Source organism: Neorhizobium sp. USDA 3394 (genome assembly GCF_056280385.1).
In genome coordinates, this window is record NZ_JBWCDU010000001.1 from 1,156,099 (window position 1) to 1,173,673 (window position 17,575).

Sequence of the window (17,575 nt, forward strand, 5' to 3'; positions counted from 1 at the left end):
CTCCTGAAATTCATATCATGGCTATCGGCCCCGCCAAACCGGCGCACGCTTTTCGCGGAAGGCTGTCACACCTTCGACGGCGTCCTCGCTCTGCAGGGCACGGATCAGCGCGGGGGTGCGCAATCCTTGAGCTTCGGCGGGGCTGAGATGACCGGTGCGGTTGACCGTCTGCTTGATTGCCTTCAGCGACAGCGGGGCACAGGCGACGATATCGCTCACCCATTTATCGACCGCCGCATCCAGTTCGTCGAAGGGCACGGTCTCGTTGACGATGCCGAAGCCCTGCATTTCGGCTGCGGTGAACTGCCGGCCGGTTAGCATTACGGCCATGGCAAGGTTATGGGGGATTTTTCGCTGCAGGAGCACCATGCCGCCATCGAGCGGCATGCGTCCGACGCGGGCTTCGGGCAGGCCGAACTTGGCGGTGTCGGCGGCAATCACGATGTCGCAGCCGAGCACCATCTCGAAACCGCCGCCGAGCGCATAACCGTTGACACGGGCGATGACGGGCACGTCGAGCGACTTGCGGAAGGCGAGGCCGCCGAAACCGTTGGTGCGGCTTTCAGCCCAGTATTCGAGGCCGCTTTTGGTGGCGCCACCCTTGAGGTCGGCGCCGGTGCAGAAGGCCTTCTGGCCGCTGCCGGTCAGGACCACGCAGGAAATGTCGTCGCGGGCCTCGATCTCGGACCAGATCGCGTCCAGCTCCTTCTCGGTCGCGGCATCGACGGCGTTCATGCGGTCCGGGCGGTCGAGCGTGACCCGTGCGACACGGTTCTCGACGGAAAAGCCGACGGTCATGCCGCGTCTCCGCGGGTTGCTTGGAGAGACTGGGCTTCCAGCGAAGCGAGGATCTCGTCATTGTGTTGGCCGAGGCTCGGGGGGGAGATGCGAACCGAAACCGGGGCCGCCGACATGTCGATGGGGGAGCCGATGAGGCGGATTGGACCGGCTGCGGTCTCGCCGGCTTCGAGGATCATCTTGTTGATGACCGTCTGCGGGTCCTGAAGCGCTTCGGCGAGGTTGCGCACCGGCGCGCAGAGGATATCGACTTCTTCCAGGCGCTTCAGCCAGTGGGCGTTGCTGTTCCTGGCAAAATTCGCGCGGAAGATCTCCTGCAGTTCGGGGCGATGCGCCATCTGGGAATCGAAGTCCTTGTAGCGATCCTGAGCCGACAGGTCCTCGATTTCGAGCGCGTTGCAGATGTCCTGCAGCGGGTTCTGCTTGAAGGCACCGACCATGACGATCGCGCCGTCCGTCGTGTCGAAGACGCCGGTCAGCGGGAAGGCGCCCCAGTTGAGGTCCTTTTCGCGCATCATGTGCGCGGCACCTTCCTGCATTTGCATGGCGAGCATGGAATTGTAGAGGCTGACCGCCACATGCTGACCTTCGCCAGTCTTTTCCCGATGCAGGAGAGCCAGCAGGATGCCCTGCACGAGATGCATGCCGGCGGAATAGTCGGCGAGCGGGGTGGCATAGATCGAGGTCGGATGGGCGCTGTCGGACTTGCGGCGCATGACGCCCGAAAGCGCCTGGGCGAGAATGTCCTGGCCGCCCTTGTGCTGGTAGGGGCCGGTGAGACCGAAACCGGTGCCGACCGCGTAGATCAGCCGCTTGTTGATCTTCTTCAGGTCCTCGTAACCGAAGCCCATGCGCTCCATGACGCCGGGGCGGAAGTTGTTGACCACCACGTCGGCGCCGGCAATCAGCGCCAGCACGGCGTCGCGGGCTTCTGTAAGCTTCAGGTCGAGCGCGAGGCTCTTCTTGTTGCGGTTCAGCGAGCAGAAGACCGGGTTGTTGAGGCCGTCCGGATCGGAACCCAGCGACCAGCGGGAGAGGTCGCCGATCTTGGCCTTCTCGATCTTGATGACCTCGGCGCCGTAGTCGGCAAGTGTCTGGGTGCAGCAGGGACCGAGCATGACCTGCGTGAAATCGATCACGCGGACGCCGTCGAGTGGGAGAGAATTCATTCCGCAGCCTCCAGGAATGTTGCATTGTCGGACGGGATATCGCCGGGATCGGCGCCCTGGGCCCGCATCTGTTTCTGGATTTTGCCGATATCGGCTTTCCGAACGGTGGTTCCCGCATTGAGCGCCACGACGGCGGCGACGCCGGCCGCCTCACCCATGGCCATGCAGGGCGGGATCTCGCGGCTCGATTTCTGCGCCTGCGGTGTCGCCGAGTAGTGACGTCCGGCGACGATCAGCTGGTCCACCTCGCGCGGCAGCATCGACCGGTAGGGCGTGTAATAGTCGCGGCCGCGGCAGACGGTGTCGGAGAAGTGGATGCGGTTCATCACGTCGTCCTTGGTGACCACGTATTCGCCTTCCAGCAGCCGCGTCTGGCGCACGCCGGTCTGCGGCGCGAAATCGACCACATAAGCCTTTTCGAAGCCCGGCATCTTCTCGCGAGTGAAATCAAGCAGGCGGGCGATGCGGTTACGGCCTTCGAGTTCGGCCTTGGTGAGGTCCTCGGTCTTGAGGCCGGAGAGGTTCGGCATATGCGGGCAGTTGAGCCAGACGACGCCCGGCAGCGGGGTCTTCAGCCACCAGAAGGACCAGCAGCCGCCGATCAGGCGTTTTGCCTCGTGGTCGATCTTCTTGAAGGCTTCCGGCTCCTCGAACTCGAAACGTTCGGCAGCATCCGTATCGACGCCGCCCCAGCGGGAGACGGTGGTCAGGATGAAGTTGGATTCCACATGCGAGGCGCCGGCAGACGCCGCAACGTCGAGGTCGCCGGTCGTGTCGATGACGACATCGCCGAGGATCGCTTCCATGCCGGACTTGGTCTGGCAGATGACGCCTTTGATGGTCTTACCTTCCATGATGGCGGAGGAGAACCAGCTATGGGTCCTGAGCTTGACGCCGGCCTCGGTCAGCACATCATAGGAAGCGCGCTTGAAGCCGTCCGGGTCGAAGGCGGCGGAAAAGCAGATCGGGTGCGGCATGGACTGGGTGTGGAAATCGAACAGGCCCCAGCGCGCCCAGCGCCGCCAGGCCTCCGGCGTTTCGCGGATGTCGAGTTCGCGGTCGCGGCCGGTCGGGGTGACGCAGAGGTCCCATTTCTTCATCCGCTCGATCATCTCCATGCAGATGCCCTGCACGGTGATTTCGAGGTTGTTGATCATGTCGTCGAGCACCAGGACCATGCCGCCGGCGGCAAGCCCGCCGACATAGGGGTAGCGCTCGAGAAGGGTTACCTTGGCGCCGTTGCGGGCCGCGGAAACGGCTGCAGAAATGCCCGCCGGTCCTCCGCCGACCACGACCACATCGGAACGGTCGACCACTGCGACGTTGCGCGCCGACTGAAGAATTGTCTGTTGCATTGGTTCAAACTCCCAAAGAGTTGGGCCTGAGGACAGTTGGCTCAGTGTGTTGGGCTCAGTGCGATCCGGCCGGCTTCCAGCGGATCATCCGGGCTTCGATCACCGAGACGATGAAGAAGAGGACGACGGCGAGGACCGCGGCGATCACGACGGTTGCGTAGAGCAGGGGCGAGCGGAAATTGTAGGTCGCCTCGATGATGAGAGCGCCGAGACCGAAGCTGGAACCGATCCATTCGGCGACGATGGCGCCCATGACGCTGCTGGTTGCGGCGATCTTCAGTGCCGCAAACAGGAACGGCATGGAACTCGGCAGCCGCACCTTCCAGAGGATTTCCGTGTTGCTGGCGGAAAGCACCCGCATCAGGTCGAGCATGGCGGGGCTCGCGGATTTCAGGCCCTGGACCATGTTGACCAGCGTCGGGAAGAAGCAGATCAGCCCGGCGATGATGATTTTTGGCGCCAGCCCGTTACCGAAGATCAGAACCAGGATCGGGGCAAGCGCGATGATCGGGATCGCCTTGATGAACACGGCGATCGGGTAGAAGGCTTTTTCCGCCGTCGCGCTGTGGACGAACCAGATCGCCAGAAGGATGGCGACGAGGTTGCCGAAGACGAAGCCGAGGAAGGCCTCGAGGATCGTCGGCAGCATGTTGGTCCAGAGGATCCCGGCGTTTTCGCGGAAGGCATAGGCGACATCGACCGGGCTCGGAGCCATGAAGGTCGGGATCTTGAAGAACCAGACGACGAACTGCCAGAGGACGACGAGCCCGACGGCGGCTGAAATCGCCGGCATATGTTTGGCGAGCACGCCGGCGGTGGCATCGAGAAGCGCGATCTTGCGATCGGCCTCGGTCTTGGCTGTGGAGGAAACGACGGGGCTCACAGGCATTCCTCCAGAAGGCGGCGCAGATGCGCGGTGACACCGATGAATTCCACCGTGTCCCGCACGGTAAGCGAACGCGGGAAGGGCAGGTCCACTTTCATGAATTCCTTGACGCGACCCGGATGGGCCTGGAGCATCAACACGTTCTGGCCGAGGAAGGCCGCTTCCGGAATGGAATGGGTGACGAACAGGATCGTCGTTCCCGTCTCCTGCCAGACGCGCAGCAGCTCCTCGTTCAGCCGGTCGCGGGTGATCTCGTCGAGCGCCCCGAAGGGCTCGTCCATCAGAAGGATGCGTGGCCGTGTGATCAGCGCGCGGGCGATTGCCACGCGCTGGCGCATGCCGCCCGAGAGTTCGTGAGGGAGCGCATTTTCGCGCCCCTTCAGTCCGACCATGGCCAGCAGTTCATGCGGGTCCGCATGGTCGCCGGTCTGGGCGTGTTTTCCGACTTCCAGCGGCAGGCGGACATTGTCGATCACGTTCCGCCAGGGGAGCAGTGTGGCGTCCTGGAAGACGAAGGCGAAGTCGCGGGCCTCACGGGCCTGCTGCGGGCTGCGGCCAAAGACGGAAATCGAACCGTCGCTGATGTGGACGAGATCCGCCACGCATCTGAGCAGGGTCGATTTTCCGCAGCCGGAGGGCCCGAGCATGGTGACGAAAGCGCCTTCCGGTATGTCCACGGAAACATCGGAAAGGGCCGTGAATTCGTTGTTCCTGTCGCCGAACCGGACGGAGAGGTTTCGGATGGAAACCGCCGTGGCTGCCGGTTCTGTCAGGGGAACGTTCGGCATCAACTTCGCCGTTCCTAACATGACTGTTACCCCACCTGTTTGCGGATGTCGGCGGTGGCTTCCAGGATTGAGAAGTTCGCGACGTCGTCGACCGTCGGAACGGCACCCTTGAACTGCTTGAGATCGGCATAGGCCTTGATCTGCGCCGCCCAGTTTTCACGCGACATGGTACCCCAGCCCGATGCCTTGGTGGTGGGGCCGAAGGAGAAGTCGACGCAAGGCGCAACCGCCTTCATTTCGCTTGCCTTGTCGAGGATCGGGTAGGCCTCGCAGAGCATCTCGACCGCTTCCTTCTGGTTGCTGCGAACGTAACCCCAGCCCTTGGCGGCGGCGCGGGTGAAGCGCTCGAGAACGTCTGAGTGTTTGGCGATCTGGTCGTCGGTCGTGTAGTAGACGTTGGCGTAGAGTTGCAGGCCACTGTCCCAGAGCATCATGTCGACGCGGTTGTCGCCGAGCACGTCGAGAGCGTTGACGTTGGTGAGCCAGCCGGTGACCGCATCGGCCTGGCCGGTGATCAGCTGGTTCATGTCCGAGCCCATGTTGACCATCTTGACCTGATCCTCGGCGATGCCGTTCTTGGCAAGAAGGGCGCGCAGCAGGATGAAGGCGGTCGGCTGGGTGGCGATCGTCTTGCCGATCATGTCCTTCGGGGTCTTGATCGGCTTGTTCTTCAGCGAGAAGTAGGTGAAGGGGTGTTTCTGGTAGCCGGACAGGAAGGCCTTGACCGGCAGGCCGGCCGAACGGGCAAGCATGACGGACGGGCTGGAGGAAATCTGGCCGGTTGCGGACTGGCCCGATGCGACGCCGGCGACGCCATCGACGCTCGGTCCGCCGGGGACGATTTCAAGCTCGATGCCTTGTTCCTGGAAAAAACCCTTCTTCATGGCGGCGACTTCGCCGAGCACTCCGTTCGAGACGAGCCAGCCGAGCTGCATGCGCACCTTGGCCACGTCCTTGGCGTTGCCGGCGCGGATGCCGAGGAAGCTGGAGGTGGCGGCAAGACCGCCCGCGGCCGCGGCATTGGAGATGAAACGGCGGCGATTCATGGTGAAATTAGACATAGCGTTCCCCTGTTGGCCTTAAGGCCTGATACATTTTCGCTTGACTAGAGCCGGTCTCGGATGCCGGATTGCGAAGAGGATGGCGCAATGTCGCGTTCTAATAAAGAACAATATTTCGCATATTTCGTTGCCGAAAAGGCAACGCCATCGTGTCGTTGATTTCCGCGATCTGACAAATGGAAGGCGTCTTCGCCCACCACAGCCGCGTTGCGATACCGGAAATGCCGCAGGGGCCGGCGTTCATGGTCGACGATTTGTTTATTTATCCACTCAAGATAGAAAATAGTTTAAGGGTACTCGGCAACCTATCGATGATAGGATACAAATAACACCTATGTATCCTAGCCCGGAGAGATGGTCCTGCAGTGAGCAAAGCACCGAATGCCGCCGACAGAGAGGTTGGAAAGCGGATCCGCCTCTACAGGCGAGAGAAAAAACTTACCCAGCCGCAACTCGCCCACCACGTGGGCATCACGTCGCAGCAGCTTCAGAAATATGAAAACGGCGTCAATCGGATTGCAGTTGGCAAACTGGTGGAGATCGCAACGGCGCTGAGGGTCGAGATGGTGGCGTTCTTCGACCGCATCCCGACAGTCGAGCCGTCGAACGACAATCAGCTCGAAGACCCGCAATTCGATTTCACGCACGAAGCGCTGCTGATGACCACGGCATTCATGAGCATTTCCAAGCCGGTTCTTCGCAAACGCATCCTGGAACTGGTTCAGGCGGTTGCCGCAAAGGAATTCGAGGCGGAAGCGCTTTTTGCCGAGATCGAAAGACAGCCGGCCCAGTAATCGGTCCCTGGCGGTTTAAGGCCTGGGACCATCTTCATCGAGGGCCAGCTTGGTCTTGTGGCGGAATATCGCATTCAGCTTTACGCTCCTCTCGTTTTCGGGGCTGACGCCCTCCCAATCGAGCGAGAGTTGAAGAAGTGCCATGTTCGTCAGGTGTACGACCGTGGAGAGCTGAAGCGATTCCGCTTCCTTGTTGACCGCAGAAAGCATGCGGAAGAGGCGGGCGTATTCGTCGCTGGCGACGTCATTTGCGAGATCAATCATTTCATGGATCCTTGCGCCGAGTCGACCTCGTCGCGCAGTTTTTCCCAATGGGCGGTCTGTGCGAACGTCCATTTGGAGTGCTTGTTGGTACTGCTGATGCCGTTTAGCCAGACGAGGACGGCTCTCGCATCCTCACGCTTCAATTCCACCTGGTGGCGTTTGATGTCGTGAAGGATCACTGCACTGCGCTGGGAATCGCTGAAATCGCATCGTTCGAGAATGGCCTGATAGGTCCGCTCAGTGTAGTGCATGAAATTGGCGGCGAGGAAAAATCTCTCCCGTTCGGCAGCCGAGATGAGCCCCATCCGTCCAAGCTTGCGGATCGTCGCCTCGTAGTCGACGCGGGGCACCGAGAGAGGCATCCAGCCGAGTTCCTCGGGGCCGTGGATCAGTGCGACGGCTTCGTCGTCGATCAACCGGCCGGCGGCGTAATCGGAATATATCCTGCCGATGCCGACCATTCCGAATGCCTCGCATTCGGCAGCGCGCAAAGCTCCCATGCTCGCGCCGCCGCCGACGGAGACATCACAGCTCAGCGCATAAAGAATTTCCTTGTGCCATACGGAGGCGGATTCGCCGAAATAGCCGTCGATCAGCGCGATCGCCTTGGCGCCGTCCTCGACCGCCTTCAGAATGTCGCCACGCGCGGCAGGTCCACGGAAAGTCAGCGAGGGAAATCGTTGCTTCATCTGGCGGGTCGAAGACCCGAGACTCGGTCCGACAAAAACGACTTTCAATGCCGTGACCTCCTTATGACGTTTGCAGCGCGGATACCGAGCTGCAAATATTGGCCGGAAAGTTCAACTTCCAAGCCTGGAACGACGACGCGGACGACCGATACAGGGAGCCCGGCATCCTGCATGGGAACCGCAACGACCTGCCTGATGCCGGCAAGCTTCAGCCGGCCAACGATGTGGTCGATCGTGCCGTTGATGGTGTGGCGGGTTTCGTCGATCTCGCGATACTGGACCCGCCGCGGGTCTTTCGACGACAGGGCAACCAGGCGGCTGAGAGCGTTGTCTGCCCGGATATGCTGATAGATCCGGGGCGAAAAGTCGTCGCGGCTGCCGGCAATCGCAGTCAGACGGCTCTGCGCGGCCTCGGTGATGGCGCGCAGCATTGCGCGTACCGGATCGGGATGGCAGCCGCAGCCGCCGCAAATCTGGCTCCAACGCGGGTCCGACCGCTTGGCCGTGGAGTCCGGGATGAGCACGGCCAGGAATGCCGGAACCTGGAGATCCGTCGTCATGTCGAGGAGAAGGAGCTGTATGCCCGCATGGCGAAGGCGGCTCACCATGAGGTCGAGCAGGGCATCCTCAACACTTGCCGGATCGACGAGGCAGGCATTCAGTTCCTGTTCGGATTTGAGCTGGACAAGGGTCCAGGCATCACGCTCGACAAGTTCGCACAACCCGTGCAGGAGCGCCTCGGCGTGGGTGTTTCCGGATGCGAGGCCATCGCTGGACTGCTCGAACCCGGCCGGCCGTTCACCTCGGTGATCCATGCCGGCGAGCCACCAGGGCACCATGACCTGTTTGCCGGAGAGGATGTCGAAGCCCGAGACCCAAGGGATCTGGCCGTCGCCGATTTCGGAGGGCACGCATCGTGCGGTCGAATGAAGGTCGATCATCCCCGCTGCGGAGCCCGCAACGTCGTTGACGGTCGCCCAGGTCAGCGATGCCGGTTCGATTTCCGCGACCCGCGTTTCCAGGGCCTCCATTGCGGCCGAGGTGCGCGCCGCATCGGCATCGACGCCTTTGCCCTGGAAGACGGAAAGAGTGTAGCTGTTCGGCCGCGTCGCAAAGGCGACGGGAATGCCAACCCGGTCGAGGCCGGTCAGGAAGCCGACCCGGGTAATGCCGAGATCTCGAAAAAACGGGCTGATCGCGTCGAAGGTTTCCGCCGGCGAAACGCGCCGGTCATGATACGTGCTGAAACCCTGCTCCCGCCGCGTCAGGGACGCCGCGAATGTCTGGATCGTCTGCGTCGATGACTGAAGCTGCATCATCACTTCCGGCTGCCGAATTTCAAGGGACCCTGAACCTGAACGGGATCGGGCGGGCGACTGCCGGGTCTGCAAAAGCGGTTGCGGTGCGGAACTCATCCCGTCGACTCGTCCTCTCTGAATGTCTCTATGGGAGAAGAGACCAAAGGCACCGTGACTTGGGCGTGACAGGCTTGTTTAGGGGGCTCGTCCGGATGCTTGAGTGATCTTTTGCTTGGCGGCTGGTGGTCAAGCCCAAGGCAGCCGTCGGCACCTTGGGCTTCCAGGCTCATTACTGATATCTCATGGCATGCGTGACCTGAGAGAGCGCGTTCGGCGCAATTTCAGTCCGGCCGCCGAGTACGGCTTGGGCAGCTGCGGAAAACCGCAGCGTCGGGGCAGAGGCAGTGGTTTCAGCAGGCTTGGAGGTCTTGAACTTCGTTTCCATGCTTTCTCTCCGCTAATAGGCAGCGTGTGCTGCGTTGCATCGAGAAAGGACCACACCGGGTGTTATTCCAGCGTGACAGGCATTTTCACGCCTTTTTACGGCAGGCCGGCCAGCCGGAGGCCATGAATGAGAAGCTCTGCATGGGCCGGATTGCGGTCCGGCACGAAGTAACGGATGTCCTCGCTGCGGAAGTCCGGGAAGTTTTCCCGGACGATCGCTGCATATTTACGCGCGGCAGGCATGTCGCCGGCCATCGCGTGACTGGCGGCAAGCAGCCGCGCGGTGGCGTGTTTGGTGCGGACCGGGTCGATGGTATCGATCGCCTTCGAATATTCCTGGCGCACGTAATACGTAGAGCCCAGGATCCAGTAGTAATGATCCGGCGGCAGCGGGTTCAGCTTGAAGGCCGCAAGCCCAAGATCGAGAGCCTTGTCCAGGTCGCCGGCATGCGACAGCGCGTCCGAATAGTCGACCAACACGTCCGCATCGCTCGGATTGAGGTTCTGAGCCTCCTGGAAAAGGTCCAGGCTTTCATCGAAACGCCGGCGATAAAGCGAGATGAAGCCCAGTTCGCGGAAGGCACGGCCGCTGCCGGGATCGAGATCGCGGGATGCGCGGGCGGATTGATTGGCCACATCCAGCAACTCATTGTCCTTCATGCCGCGAACCAGCCATTCCATGCCCAGCGAGCGTGAAATTCCGGCATGCGCCGGCGAAAAACTGTCACACCGCTTGACCGCCGACTTGAACCATTTGCGCGCCTGGCGCAGATGCTGCAGGTCTGTGCCGGACAGATATCTCTTCCCTTCGAGATAGAGGCGGTAGGCGGAAGGGTCGACGTCATCGAGGGACCTGGCGATTTCATGCCGTTCGATGACATCGGTCAGCGACATCGAAATACGCCGCGCCAGCTGGCTGAAAGACGCTCTCATCTGCTGGACGTCGAGCGGCAGGTTGATGGCCCAGAGCACCTCGCCGGTGCCGACCCTCGTCAGCCTGCAGGTCGCGAAAATCTCGTCCCCTTCGCCCTGGATCGTCACGAACACGGAATAATCGAACTGAAGGTCGCTGAGGGCCGATTGGTCCTGATTTGGATTGCCGGATCGATTGAGCAGTTCGAAGCTCGTATGGGCGGCGATGATCTTGAAGACACGCTGGTGGCTGAGGCCGATCGTGACGTCTTCCAAAAGAGCCCTGCCGAGGCGCTGGACCAGTGCGTCCTGGACGATCGATTCAGGCGGCAGGATCACCACGCGCGGCTGCGCCGGCATCATACCCCTTGGACGTTCCTCTGCCATGGGCATGGGGTCCGGGCCTGGCCTGCTCAAGATGCCGAGTTCATGGGCGAGCCCAATTGTCTCCGGCGTCGGCGGCGTACCGTAATCGGCCCTGAGTTGTTCCCGGCACCGGCTATAGGCCTGGCGAGCGGCGGCCAGGTCACCATGGCCTGCGTGATACTTCATCAGCGCTCGTGCGGCGCCCTCGTGGGAGGCATCCAGTTCGATCAGGCGGTTGGCAAGCAAGGGCAATGACGGGGACTGCTGGTGGGACGATATCGCCAGCAGGCTTTCGATGTGGCTCGATCGCCAGTCCCCGACCTTGCGCCGTGCGTCCAGTAGCCAGTCTTCCGCGCCGCCGGTGGGAGCCTCCACGGCTTCGAGCAGTTCGCCTCGAACAAGGTCCCAGTCCTCTTCCCGCAGGGGGCCTGGCGCCATCAAGGCGAGGAGATCGATCTCGGACGGATCGCAATCGAGTCTCAGCGCTTCTTCGTCGGTGACAAGGATGGCCGGGGCATCCGGGCCGACAGCCTTGGCGATGCGTGCCAAAAGCTGACGCAGGCTGTTTGCACGCTTCTCAGAGTCATGGGAAGGCCAAAGAAGCCGCCGTATCGTTTCGCGGTCGACCGTGAATCTGGGCGCCATCGCCACGACGGCAAAGAGAAAATACGCCTTTTCCGGCAGCGCGATGATCGCGCCGTCCAACTCAAGCGAGGGGCGACCGAGCAACCGGATTTGAAGCGTCGTATTTTCGAGCATTGTATTGTTGTTCGGAACTACGCGTTGTTGTCGGAAATATGTATCGTTACGGGGACTGTCTGTACATGCATTTCTTGAGACTGTTGGACCACTAAGATACAGCTATCGAGCGCTACGTCAAACCGGCTTTTATCGCCATGGTCGAATCGCGTTCCTATTCCCCCTCTTTGGGTTGAAGATGCGAGCCGAAAGCAATAACGCGACTGCGTGTCCAGAATGCAGTGCCGGTTCCATCCAGGAAACCGGGATTAGGTCGGGTTTCCAAGAAACTGGAAATACGCCCAGGCCAGAACAAGGCACACGATCACGGCTGCAACAACCGCCAGTTTGCGCAACAGCGGATTTGGCTCTCGCGGTGGCGGTTCCGGGCGTCTGAATTTGATGACGTTGTCGTTCATGGATCTGCTTTTACCGCTGAACTTGCTGAATCGCTACTGCAACGTTGCGATTGTTTTATGGTGCTGCGAGTGCGAGCCGCATCCGGTGTGGATAACACCACACTGATCCGCGTTCACCTTACCATATAATGGCAATTCCTGAGCTCAGGCTTGCCGCATCGCTGTCGGAGCTACTTCACGGCTCCTGCCGTCATGCCGTTGATGAACTGGCGTGAGAGGATGATGTAGACGATGATGACCGGAGCCGAGGACAGCAGAAGTCCAGCAAACAGAACGCCCCAATCGGTCGTGTATTCGCCCATGAAGGTCGTCAGGCCCTGGGGCAGGGTCTTCAGGTTGTCCTTCTGGATGAAGATCAGCGGGAAGAAGAAGTCGTTCCAGATCGGCACCACGTTCTGGATGCCGGCGATCACCATGGCGGGCCTGACCAGCGGCAGCATGATGGACCACATGATCCTGGGTTCGCTGGCACCGTCCATGCGGGCCGCGTCCTCGAGTTCGTTCGGAAGCGTGGCGATGAAGCCGGTCATGATGAAGACGGTGGTCGGCAGGCCCATCGCCACATAGATGACGATCAGCGACAGCTGGGTGTTCAGGATGCCGAGATCGCGCATCAGGATGAAGAGCGGGATGATCGCGAGCTTCAGCGGAAGCGTCAGCCCTGCCAGGAAGAACATCAGCACGAAGCTCGAGCCCCGGAACTTGTAGCGACCGACGGCATAGGCCGCCATCGTCCCGAGCGTCAGGATCACGACGATCGACGCACCGGTGACGATCACCGAATTCAGGAGATAGCGCAGGAAGTTGGTCTGGCTCCAGATCTTGGTGATGTTGGCGAAGTTGGAAAAATCCGGCAAACCGAACGGCGACTGGAAGATCTGCGCATTCGTCTTGAACGCGGCAAACAGCATGATGACGATGGGAGCCAGCATCACCACGGTGTTCAGGATCAGGATGATCTGGATCAGCCCGTCCTTGCCGAGCGTAGCGAGCATGCCCCGCCGATCATAATAGCTTTGCGAAGCAGCACTCATATCTGGATTTCCCTGGCCCTCAGCTTGAAGGTGATGACGCCGGCGACAAGGGCGATGAAGACGAAGATCAGTACGGCAAGCGCGCTGCCGGCGCCGAAATCCTGGCCCGAGCCGGACATGTTGCCGAAGGCGGTGCGGTAGAAATAGAGCCCGAGCACGTCCGTCGCGCCGTGTGGAGAGCCTTCAAGGCCGACCATCACGTAAGGGATCTCGAACCAGTTGAAGCTGCCGACGAAAAGAAGCGTGAAAACGACCGTGGCGCTTGGCGCAACCAGCGGCCAGACGATCTTGGTGATCTTCGTCCATTCGCTTTCGGTTTCCATGCGCACGGCGTCGAGGATCTCTCCCGGAATGCGCTGCATGCCGGCGAGGAAGACTAGTGTCGGGAAACCCACCATGTGCCAGGCGTTGGCGATGATCAGAGACCAGAGCGCGGTGGACTCCTGCCCCAGCCAGGGCTGGGCAAGTCCGCCAAGGCCCAGTCCGCGGAACGAGATGTTGACCACGCCGAAGAGCGGATGGAGGAAGAGCTTCCAAAGGAAACCGACGATGATGGTCGACAGCACGACCGGCAGGAAGACGGAAATCCGGTGGAAGGCCGCACCCGGCAATTCGCGCCAGAGGCAATAGGCGAGCAGGAAGCCGAGGCCGTTCTGCAGCACCATCAGAGCGAAGAAGACCCAGACGTTGTGGAGGAACGCGTTGACGGTCCAGTCGGCATAGGGCTGCGTGAACAGGACCTTGTAGAAGTTGGCGAAGCCCACGAATTCACCGCGCGCCAGCCCGTTCCAATGGAAGAAGGCATAGGCGAACGCGGAAATGATCGGGTAGACGACAAACAGCGCCACGAAGGCAAGCGGCGGCACGATCAACACCGAAATCCAGAGCCTTCGCGAAACAAGGGGCGATCCGGGCATCACAACTCTCTTGAGGTTTGAGGCAGGGCGACTTCCAAGCCGCCCCGCCGCTTGGGGTCACTTCTTGAACGGGGCGTACCAGGCCGCAAGGCCGGTCGTCAGGTTCTTGCCGACCACTTCCGGGGTCGCCTTGCCGCCGAGCAGCTTCTGGATCTCGCTCTGCAGCAGGACCGAACCCGACGGCTCGCCGTAACGGAAGTGGACCAACATCAGGTAGGGGATCGAGTGCTTGTTGAGGTCGGCCACTTCACCAAGCAGCGGTTCCTTGAACGTGACACCCGGTACCGCCGAGATGTTGTTCAGGTCGTTGGCGAACATCTGGCCGAATTCCTGGCTGGCTCAGGAACTTGACTGCGGCTGCCTGGGCGATCCGGGCATCACAACTCTCTTGAGGTTTGAGGCAGGGCGACTTCCAAGCCGCCCCGCCGCTTGGGGTCACTTCTTGAACGGGGCGTACCAGGCCGCAAGGCCGGTCGTCAGGTTCTTGCCGACCACTTCCGGGGCCGACTTCACCGACAAGCGTTATGTCGGGGCGCTTACCAAGCTCAAGGAAATCACCAAATATTTCCCGGACGGCTTCATCGGCCTTGACTACGCCTCCGCTCAGCAGCTCTTCTCCTCCGGCATGGGCCGGCATGTTCGTCGCCTTGCCGCCGAGCAGCTTCTGGATCTCGCTCTGCAGCAGGACCGAACCCGACGGCTCGCCGTAACGGAAGTGGACCAACATCAGGTAGGGGATCGAGTGCTTGTTGAGGTCGGCCACTTCACCAAGCAGCGGTTCCTTGAACGTGACACCCGGTACCGCCGAGATGTTGTTCAGGTCGTTGGCGAACATCTGGCCGAATTCCTGGCTGGCGAGGAAGTTCAGGAACTTGACTGCGGCTGCCTGGTTCTTGCCCTTGGCATTGGCCGCATAACCGCCGTCGAAATAGAGGGCGACGAGCTTCTCGTCCTCGGCCTTCAGGCCGGGAGCCGCGAAGATGCCCATCTTCATGTTGGGGTTCTGCTTCTTGAAGTTGGCAAGCTCGTAGGAACCGCCGACGAACATGCCGGCCATGCCGGAGGAGAAGAGCTGCTGAGCGGAGGCGTAGTCAAGGCCGATGAAGCCGTCCGGGAAATATTTGGTGATTTCCTTGAGCTTGGTAAGCGCCCCGACATAACGCTTGTCGGTGAAGTCGGCCTTGCCGGCCATCAGGTCGTCGTAGAAGCCGCGGCCCATGATCGAGGAAACAAGGCCGCCGACCACGACTTCGTTCTGCCAGGCGGTCGCCGTGCCGTTGGCAAACGGCATGACGCCGGCAGCCTTCAGCTTTTCGGATGCCTTGATGAAGTCATCCCAGCTCTGCGGCTCGCTCAGGCCGTTCTTGTCGAAGATGTCCTTGTTGTAGATGACCAGCATGGTCTGGCTGGCAAAGGGAACGGCGTAGGTGGTCTTGTTCGAACGCATCGTTTCCGAAGCAAGCGCCGGCGCGGTGAACGTCGAGAGCGCCGGGACATTGGTCTTGTCGAGAGCCAGAAGATAACCGCCGCTTGCGACCGTTTCCATGCCGCCATAGGTGCGGGTGAACATCAGGTCCGGTCCCGAACCGCCGGCAAGTGCTGTCGACAGGATGGTGTTGTAGTTCGTCGCTTCGAACGTCTCGAACTTCACCGTGATACCCGGGTTCTTCGCCTCGAAAACGTCGATGAACTTTTCGTACTGGGCCTTGTCTTCCTGGCGCCAGCTCCAGAAGGTCAATTCCTGCGCCATTGCCGGCAAAGCCATCGCCAGGGCTCCCAGGGCTATTATCGTGCTGCTAACTAGCTTTTTCATCCGGTTCCATCCTCTTGGTATTTATAGGAGACGAAAAGTGCTCTCAGGCCGCCAACCTCTCCCTTGTTGCTCGGCTGAAATAGTGGATTTGCTCTGAAGCGACCGTGATGACGACCGGCGTGTCCGGAGGCAGGTCGACCGAGGCCGAGGACCGGATGCCGACCAGCGTACCGTCGCCGAGGCGCACATACACATAGGTGTTCTCGCCCAGGTATTCCGTGTAGACGACGCTGCCCTTGAAACCCTCTGTGTCCTTGTCGGTGGAGACCGTCATCGCATCCGGCCGGACGCCGATGACCAGGTCCCGTTCGCCCGAATGGGGGAGGCGGGAGGTGCTGACCGCACCCGATCCCGCAAGCGCCAAATGATTGCCGTTTCGCTCGACATCGAGAAGCGACATGCGCGGCGAGCCGATGAAGGTCGCGACGAAGGTATTCGCGGGCCTCTCGTAGAGTTCCCGCGGACTGCCGAACTGTTCCACCTTGCCGTTGTTCATGACCACGATCCGGTCGGCAAGCGTCATGGCTTCGACCTGGTCGTGGGTTACGTAGATGGTGGTGCCGCCGATTTCCCGGTGAAGCCTTGCGATTTCCAGGCGCACGTCGGAGCGCAGCGCCGCATCCAGGTTGGACAGCGGCTCGTCGAGAAGCAGGACTTTCGGTTTTCTGACCAGCGCGCGGCCGATCGCGACACGCTGGCGCTGGCCGCCGGACAGTTCCCGCGGCTTGCGCTTCAACAGCGGGTCGAGCCGCAGCATCTTGGAGGCTTCGTCGATGCGCTTTTCGACCTCGTCCTTCTCAAGCCCCATCAGCCGGGCGCCAAAAGCCATGTTCTCGTAGACATCCATATGCGGATAGAGAGCGTAGGACTGGAAGACCATGGCGATGCCGCGGCGTGAGGGGGCGACGTCGTTCATCCGGCGGTCGTCGAGATGGAACTCACCCGCGCTGATCGTGTCGAGGCCGGCGATCAATCGCAGCAATGTGGATTTTCCGCATCCGGACGGGCCGACGAAAACGACGAACTCCCTGTCGGAAATCTCGAGGTCGATCCCGTGCAGCACGTCGACGGATTTGAAGTTTTTCTTGATGCCGCTGAGGGTCATTCGAGCCATGCCGAAACTCCGTACTCGTCAATTCAAGGTCTGCTCCGCGGCGAGCGCCACGAGCAGTTTGGCTGTTTCCGCCGGATCGCGATGGACGATGCAATGCTGCCATCCGATTTCGCGAGCCGACAAAACATTTTCCTCCATGTCGTCGATGAAGAAGACGTCCTTTTCCGAACATCCCTCCGCCTGTGATATTGCCTCGAAAATCGCCCGGTCCGGTTTCTCAAGGCCCATTTCATGGGAAAGGTATTCACGGTCGAAATAACCTGCGCCAAGAAGGTTATCGGTGATATGGCGCCAATGGATCGCCTGATTGTTGCTGAGGCAAACGACCCGATGGTTTTCCCGGAGCCTGCGGACAAACTCGATGAAGTCCTGAAAACCTTCGGCAACATAGGCATGTTCGGCTTCGTAGATGCTTTCGTGCGGCACATCGAATATCCTGGCCAGCGCCTGCACGTAATCGCGTTCCGCCAATCGCCCCAGCCGGAAATCGCGGAAGATCGCTTCCGGAACGTCGCCGTATCGCAGGGACGGGCCTGCTCCGCCGGGTTTCGATACCGCCCGGTCGCGGGAAGCCGGATCGAGCTTCACGAACACTCCGCCAATATCAAAAATGAAGAGTTTTTCGCGTTTCTTCATGAGCCGGTTCCAGCACCACTCCTCACCCCTTGAGCGTTAACAACCTATTAGATAATTCCGCCCTGTCAATTAAGTATGGA

General features: G+C 60.8%; 19 protein-coding genes. 1 reads left to right on the top strand and 18 read right to left on the bottom strand.

Going from position 1 to position 17,575, the window contains the following annotated elements; all coding sequences use genetic code 11:
• Positions 1 to 21: 21 nt before the first annotated feature.
• From ACZ9EJ_RS05475 to ACZ9EJ_RS05500, 6 genes are read right to left on the bottom strand one after another with little or no spacing between them, the layout of a single operon-like run.
• Positions 22 to 798 carry an enoyl-CoA hydratase-related protein gene (locus ACZ9EJ_RS05475; protein ID WP_046639075.1) on the bottom strand — a complete coding sequence of 259 codons (777 nt, stop codon included), beginning with the start codon at positions 796 to 798 and terminating at the stop codon, positions 22 to 24.
• Complete coding sequence (locus ACZ9EJ_RS05480) at positions 795 to 1,967, bottom strand: CaiB/BaiF CoA transferase family protein (RefSeq protein WP_046639076.1); 1,173 nt, start codon at positions 1,965 to 1,967, stop codon at positions 795 to 797. The genes ACZ9EJ_RS05475 and ACZ9EJ_RS05480 overlap by 4 nt, the downstream gene beginning before the upstream one ends.
• Positions 1,964 to 3,322: an FAD-dependent oxidoreductase gene (locus tag ACZ9EJ_RS05485; RefSeq protein ID WP_046639077.1), complete on the bottom strand. Its 1,359-nt coding sequence runs from the start codon at positions 3,320 to 3,322 to the stop codon at positions 1,964 to 1,966. The genes ACZ9EJ_RS05480 and ACZ9EJ_RS05485 overlap by 4 nt, the downstream gene beginning before the upstream one ends.
• A 55-nt stretch (positions 3,323 to 3,377) precedes the next feature.
• A complete protein-coding gene (locus tag ACZ9EJ_RS05490; RefSeq protein WP_251090297.1) occupies positions 3,378 to 4,205 on the bottom strand; it encodes an ABC transporter permease in 828 nt (275 codons plus the stop codon).
• Complete coding sequence (locus tag ACZ9EJ_RS05495) at positions 4,202 to 4,996, bottom strand: ABC transporter ATP-binding protein (RefSeq protein ID WP_251090298.1); 795 nt, start codon at positions 4,994 to 4,996, stop codon at positions 4,202 to 4,204. The genes ACZ9EJ_RS05490 and ACZ9EJ_RS05495 overlap by 4 nt, the downstream gene beginning before the upstream one ends.
• Positions 4,997 to 5,022: 26 nt before the next feature.
• Positions 5,023 to 6,057 carry an ABC transporter substrate-binding protein gene (locus ACZ9EJ_RS05500; RefSeq protein ID WP_046639080.1) on the bottom strand — a complete coding sequence of 345 codons (1,035 nt, stop codon included), beginning with the start codon at positions 6,055 to 6,057 and terminating at the stop codon, positions 5,023 to 5,025.
• A gap of 365 nt (positions 6,058 to 6,422) precedes the next feature.
• Here ACZ9EJ_RS05500 and ACZ9EJ_RS05505 point away from each other — a divergent pair, with 365 nt between their 5' ends.
• Positions 6,423 to 6,851: a helix-turn-helix domain-containing protein gene (locus ACZ9EJ_RS05505; protein ID WP_046625618.1), complete on the top strand. Its 429-nt coding sequence runs from the start codon at positions 6,423 to 6,425 to the stop codon at positions 6,849 to 6,851.
• A gap of 15 nt (positions 6,852 to 6,866) precedes the next feature.
• On the opposite strand, the gene ACZ9EJ_RS05510 is transcribed toward ACZ9EJ_RS05505, so the two are convergent.
• From ACZ9EJ_RS05510 to ACZ9EJ_RS05565, 12 genes are all read right to left on the bottom strand, one after another.
• Positions 6,867 to 7,115: a hypothetical protein gene (locus ACZ9EJ_RS05510; protein WP_046639081.1), complete on the bottom strand. Its 249-nt coding sequence runs from the start codon at positions 7,113 to 7,115 to the stop codon at positions 6,867 to 6,869.
• On the bottom strand, positions 7,112 to 7,852 hold the full coding sequence (locus ACZ9EJ_RS05515) for a TfuA-like protein (RefSeq protein WP_046625622.1): 741 nt from the start codon (positions 7,850 to 7,852) through the stop codon (positions 7,112 to 7,114). Before ACZ9EJ_RS05515 ends, ACZ9EJ_RS05510 begins: the two co-directional genes overlap by 4 nt.
• Positions 7,849 to 9,123 (bottom strand): YcaO-like family protein, encoded by a 1,275-nt coding sequence (locus ACZ9EJ_RS05520; RefSeq protein WP_476098796.1) that lies wholly within the window; start codon positions 9,121 to 9,123, stop codon positions 7,849 to 7,851. The genes ACZ9EJ_RS05515 and ACZ9EJ_RS05520 overlap by 4 nt, the downstream gene beginning before the upstream one ends.
• A gap of 268 nt (positions 9,124 to 9,391) precedes the next feature.
• The gene (locus ACZ9EJ_RS05525) at positions 9,392 to 9,547 is read right to left on the bottom strand and encodes a hypothetical protein (protein WP_251090299.1); all 156 of its coding nucleotides are present in this window, start codon (positions 9,545 to 9,547) and stop codon (positions 9,392 to 9,394) included.
• A gap of 95 nt (positions 9,548 to 9,642) precedes the next feature.
• Positions 9,643 to 11,583: an AfsR/SARP family transcriptional regulator gene (locus tag ACZ9EJ_RS05530; RefSeq protein WP_046639082.1), complete on the bottom strand. Its 1,941-nt coding sequence runs from the start codon at positions 11,581 to 11,583 to the stop codon at positions 9,643 to 9,645.
• A 248-nt stretch (positions 11,584 to 11,831) separates the two neighbouring features.
• The gene (locus ACZ9EJ_RS05535) at positions 11,832 to 11,981 is read right to left on the bottom strand and encodes a hypothetical protein (protein ID WP_251090300.1); all 150 of its coding nucleotides are present in this window, start codon (positions 11,979 to 11,981) and stop codon (positions 11,832 to 11,834) included.
• Between the two features lie 170 nt (positions 11,982 to 12,151).
• Entirely contained in the window at positions 12,152 to 13,015 is an 864-nt protein-coding gene (locus ACZ9EJ_RS05540) for a carbohydrate ABC transporter permease (protein WP_046625628.1), read from the bottom strand.
• Positions 13,012 to 13,932, bottom strand: coding sequence for a carbohydrate ABC transporter permease (locus ACZ9EJ_RS05545; RefSeq protein ID WP_046625630.1), 921 nt, complete (start codon positions 13,930 to 13,932; stop codon positions 13,012 to 13,014). The genes ACZ9EJ_RS05540 and ACZ9EJ_RS05545 overlap by 4 nt, the downstream gene beginning before the upstream one ends.
• A 57-nt stretch (positions 13,933 to 13,989) precedes the next feature.
• Complete coding sequence (locus ACZ9EJ_RS05550; protein WP_476098799.1) at positions 13,990 to 14,250, bottom strand: hypothetical protein; 261 nt, start codon at positions 14,248 to 14,250, stop codon at positions 13,990 to 13,992.
• On the bottom strand, positions 14,180 to 15,745 hold the full coding sequence (locus ACZ9EJ_RS05555; RefSeq protein WP_476098801.1) for an extracellular solute-binding protein: 1,566 nt from the start codon (positions 15,743 to 15,745) through the stop codon (positions 14,180 to 14,182). Before ACZ9EJ_RS05555 ends, ACZ9EJ_RS05550 begins: the two co-directional genes overlap by 71 nt.
• 43 nt (positions 15,746 to 15,788) lie before the next feature.
• Positions 15,789 to 16,859, bottom strand: a complete 1,071-nt coding sequence (locus ACZ9EJ_RS05560) for an ABC transporter ATP-binding protein (protein WP_046625635.1) — start codon at positions 16,857 to 16,859, stop codon at positions 15,789 to 15,791.
• 18 nt (positions 16,860 to 16,877) lie between these two features.
• On the bottom strand, positions 16,878 to 17,495 hold the full coding sequence (locus ACZ9EJ_RS05565) for an HAD-IA family hydrolase (protein WP_046625638.1): 618 nt from the start codon (positions 17,493 to 17,495) through the stop codon (positions 16,878 to 16,880).
• Between the last annotated feature and the right edge of the window lie 80 nt (positions 17,496 to 17,575).

Excerpts from the sequence above, each read along its gene's own strand:
- ACZ9EJ_RS05475 (WP_046639075.1), bottom strand. The coding sequence starts at position 798 with ATGACCGTCGGCTTTTCCGTCGAGAACCGTGTCGCACGGGTCACGCTC.
- ACZ9EJ_RS05480 (WP_046639076.1), bottom strand. The coding sequence starts at position 1,967 with ATGAATTCTCTCCCACTCGACGGCGTCCGCGTGATCGATTTCACGCAG.
- ACZ9EJ_RS05485 (WP_046639077.1), bottom strand. The coding sequence starts at position 3,322 with ATGCAACAGACAATTCTTCAGTCGGCGCGCAACGTCGCAGTGGTCGAC.
- ACZ9EJ_RS05495 (WP_251090298.1), bottom strand. The coding sequence starts at position 4,996 with ATGCCGAACGTTCCCCTGACAGAACCGGCAGCCACGGCGGTTTCCATC.
- ACZ9EJ_RS05500 (WP_046639080.1), bottom strand. The coding sequence starts at position 6,057 with ATGTCTAATTTCACCATGAATCGCCGCCGTTTCATCTCCAATGCCGCG.
- ACZ9EJ_RS05510 (WP_046639081.1), bottom strand. The coding sequence starts at position 7,115 with ATGATTGATCTCGCAAATGACGTCGCCAGCGACGAATACGCCCGCCTC.
- ACZ9EJ_RS05520 (WP_476098796.1), bottom strand. The coding sequence starts at position 9,123 with ATGATGCAGCTTCAGTCATCGACGCAGACGATCCAGACATTCGCGGCG.
- ACZ9EJ_RS05525 (WP_251090299.1), bottom strand. The coding sequence starts at position 9,547 with ATGGAAACGAAGTTCAAGACCTCCAAGCCTGCTGAAACCACTGCCTCT.
- ACZ9EJ_RS05530 (WP_046639082.1), bottom strand. The coding sequence starts at position 11,583 with ATGCTCGAAAATACGACGCTTCAAATCCGGTTGCTCGGTCGCCCCTCG.
- ACZ9EJ_RS05535 (WP_251090300.1), bottom strand. The coding sequence starts at position 11,981 with ATGAACGACAACGTCATCAAATTCAGACGCCCGGAACCGCCACCGCGA.
- ACZ9EJ_RS05540 (WP_046625628.1), bottom strand. The coding sequence starts at position 13,015 with ATGAGTGCTGCTTCGCAAAGCTATTATGATCGGCGGGGCATGCTCGCT.
- ACZ9EJ_RS05545 (WP_046625630.1), bottom strand. The coding sequence starts at position 13,932 with ATGCCCGGATCGCCCCTTGTTTCGCGAAGGCTCTGGATTTCGGTGTTG.
- ACZ9EJ_RS05550 (WP_476098799.1), bottom strand. The coding sequence starts at position 14,250 with ATGTTCGCCAACGACCTGAACAACATCTCGGCGGTACCGGGTGTCACG.
- ACZ9EJ_RS05555 (WP_476098801.1), bottom strand. The coding sequence starts at position 15,745 with ATGAAAAAGCTAGTTAGCAGCACGATAATAGCCCTGGGAGCCCTGGCG.
- ACZ9EJ_RS05560 (WP_046625635.1), bottom strand. The coding sequence starts at position 16,859 with ATGGCTCGAATGACCCTCAGCGGCATCAAGAAAAACTTCAAATCCGTC.
- ACZ9EJ_RS05565 (WP_046625638.1), bottom strand. The coding sequence starts at position 17,495 with ATGAAGAAACGCGAAAAACTCTTCATTTTTGATATTGGCGGAGTGTTC.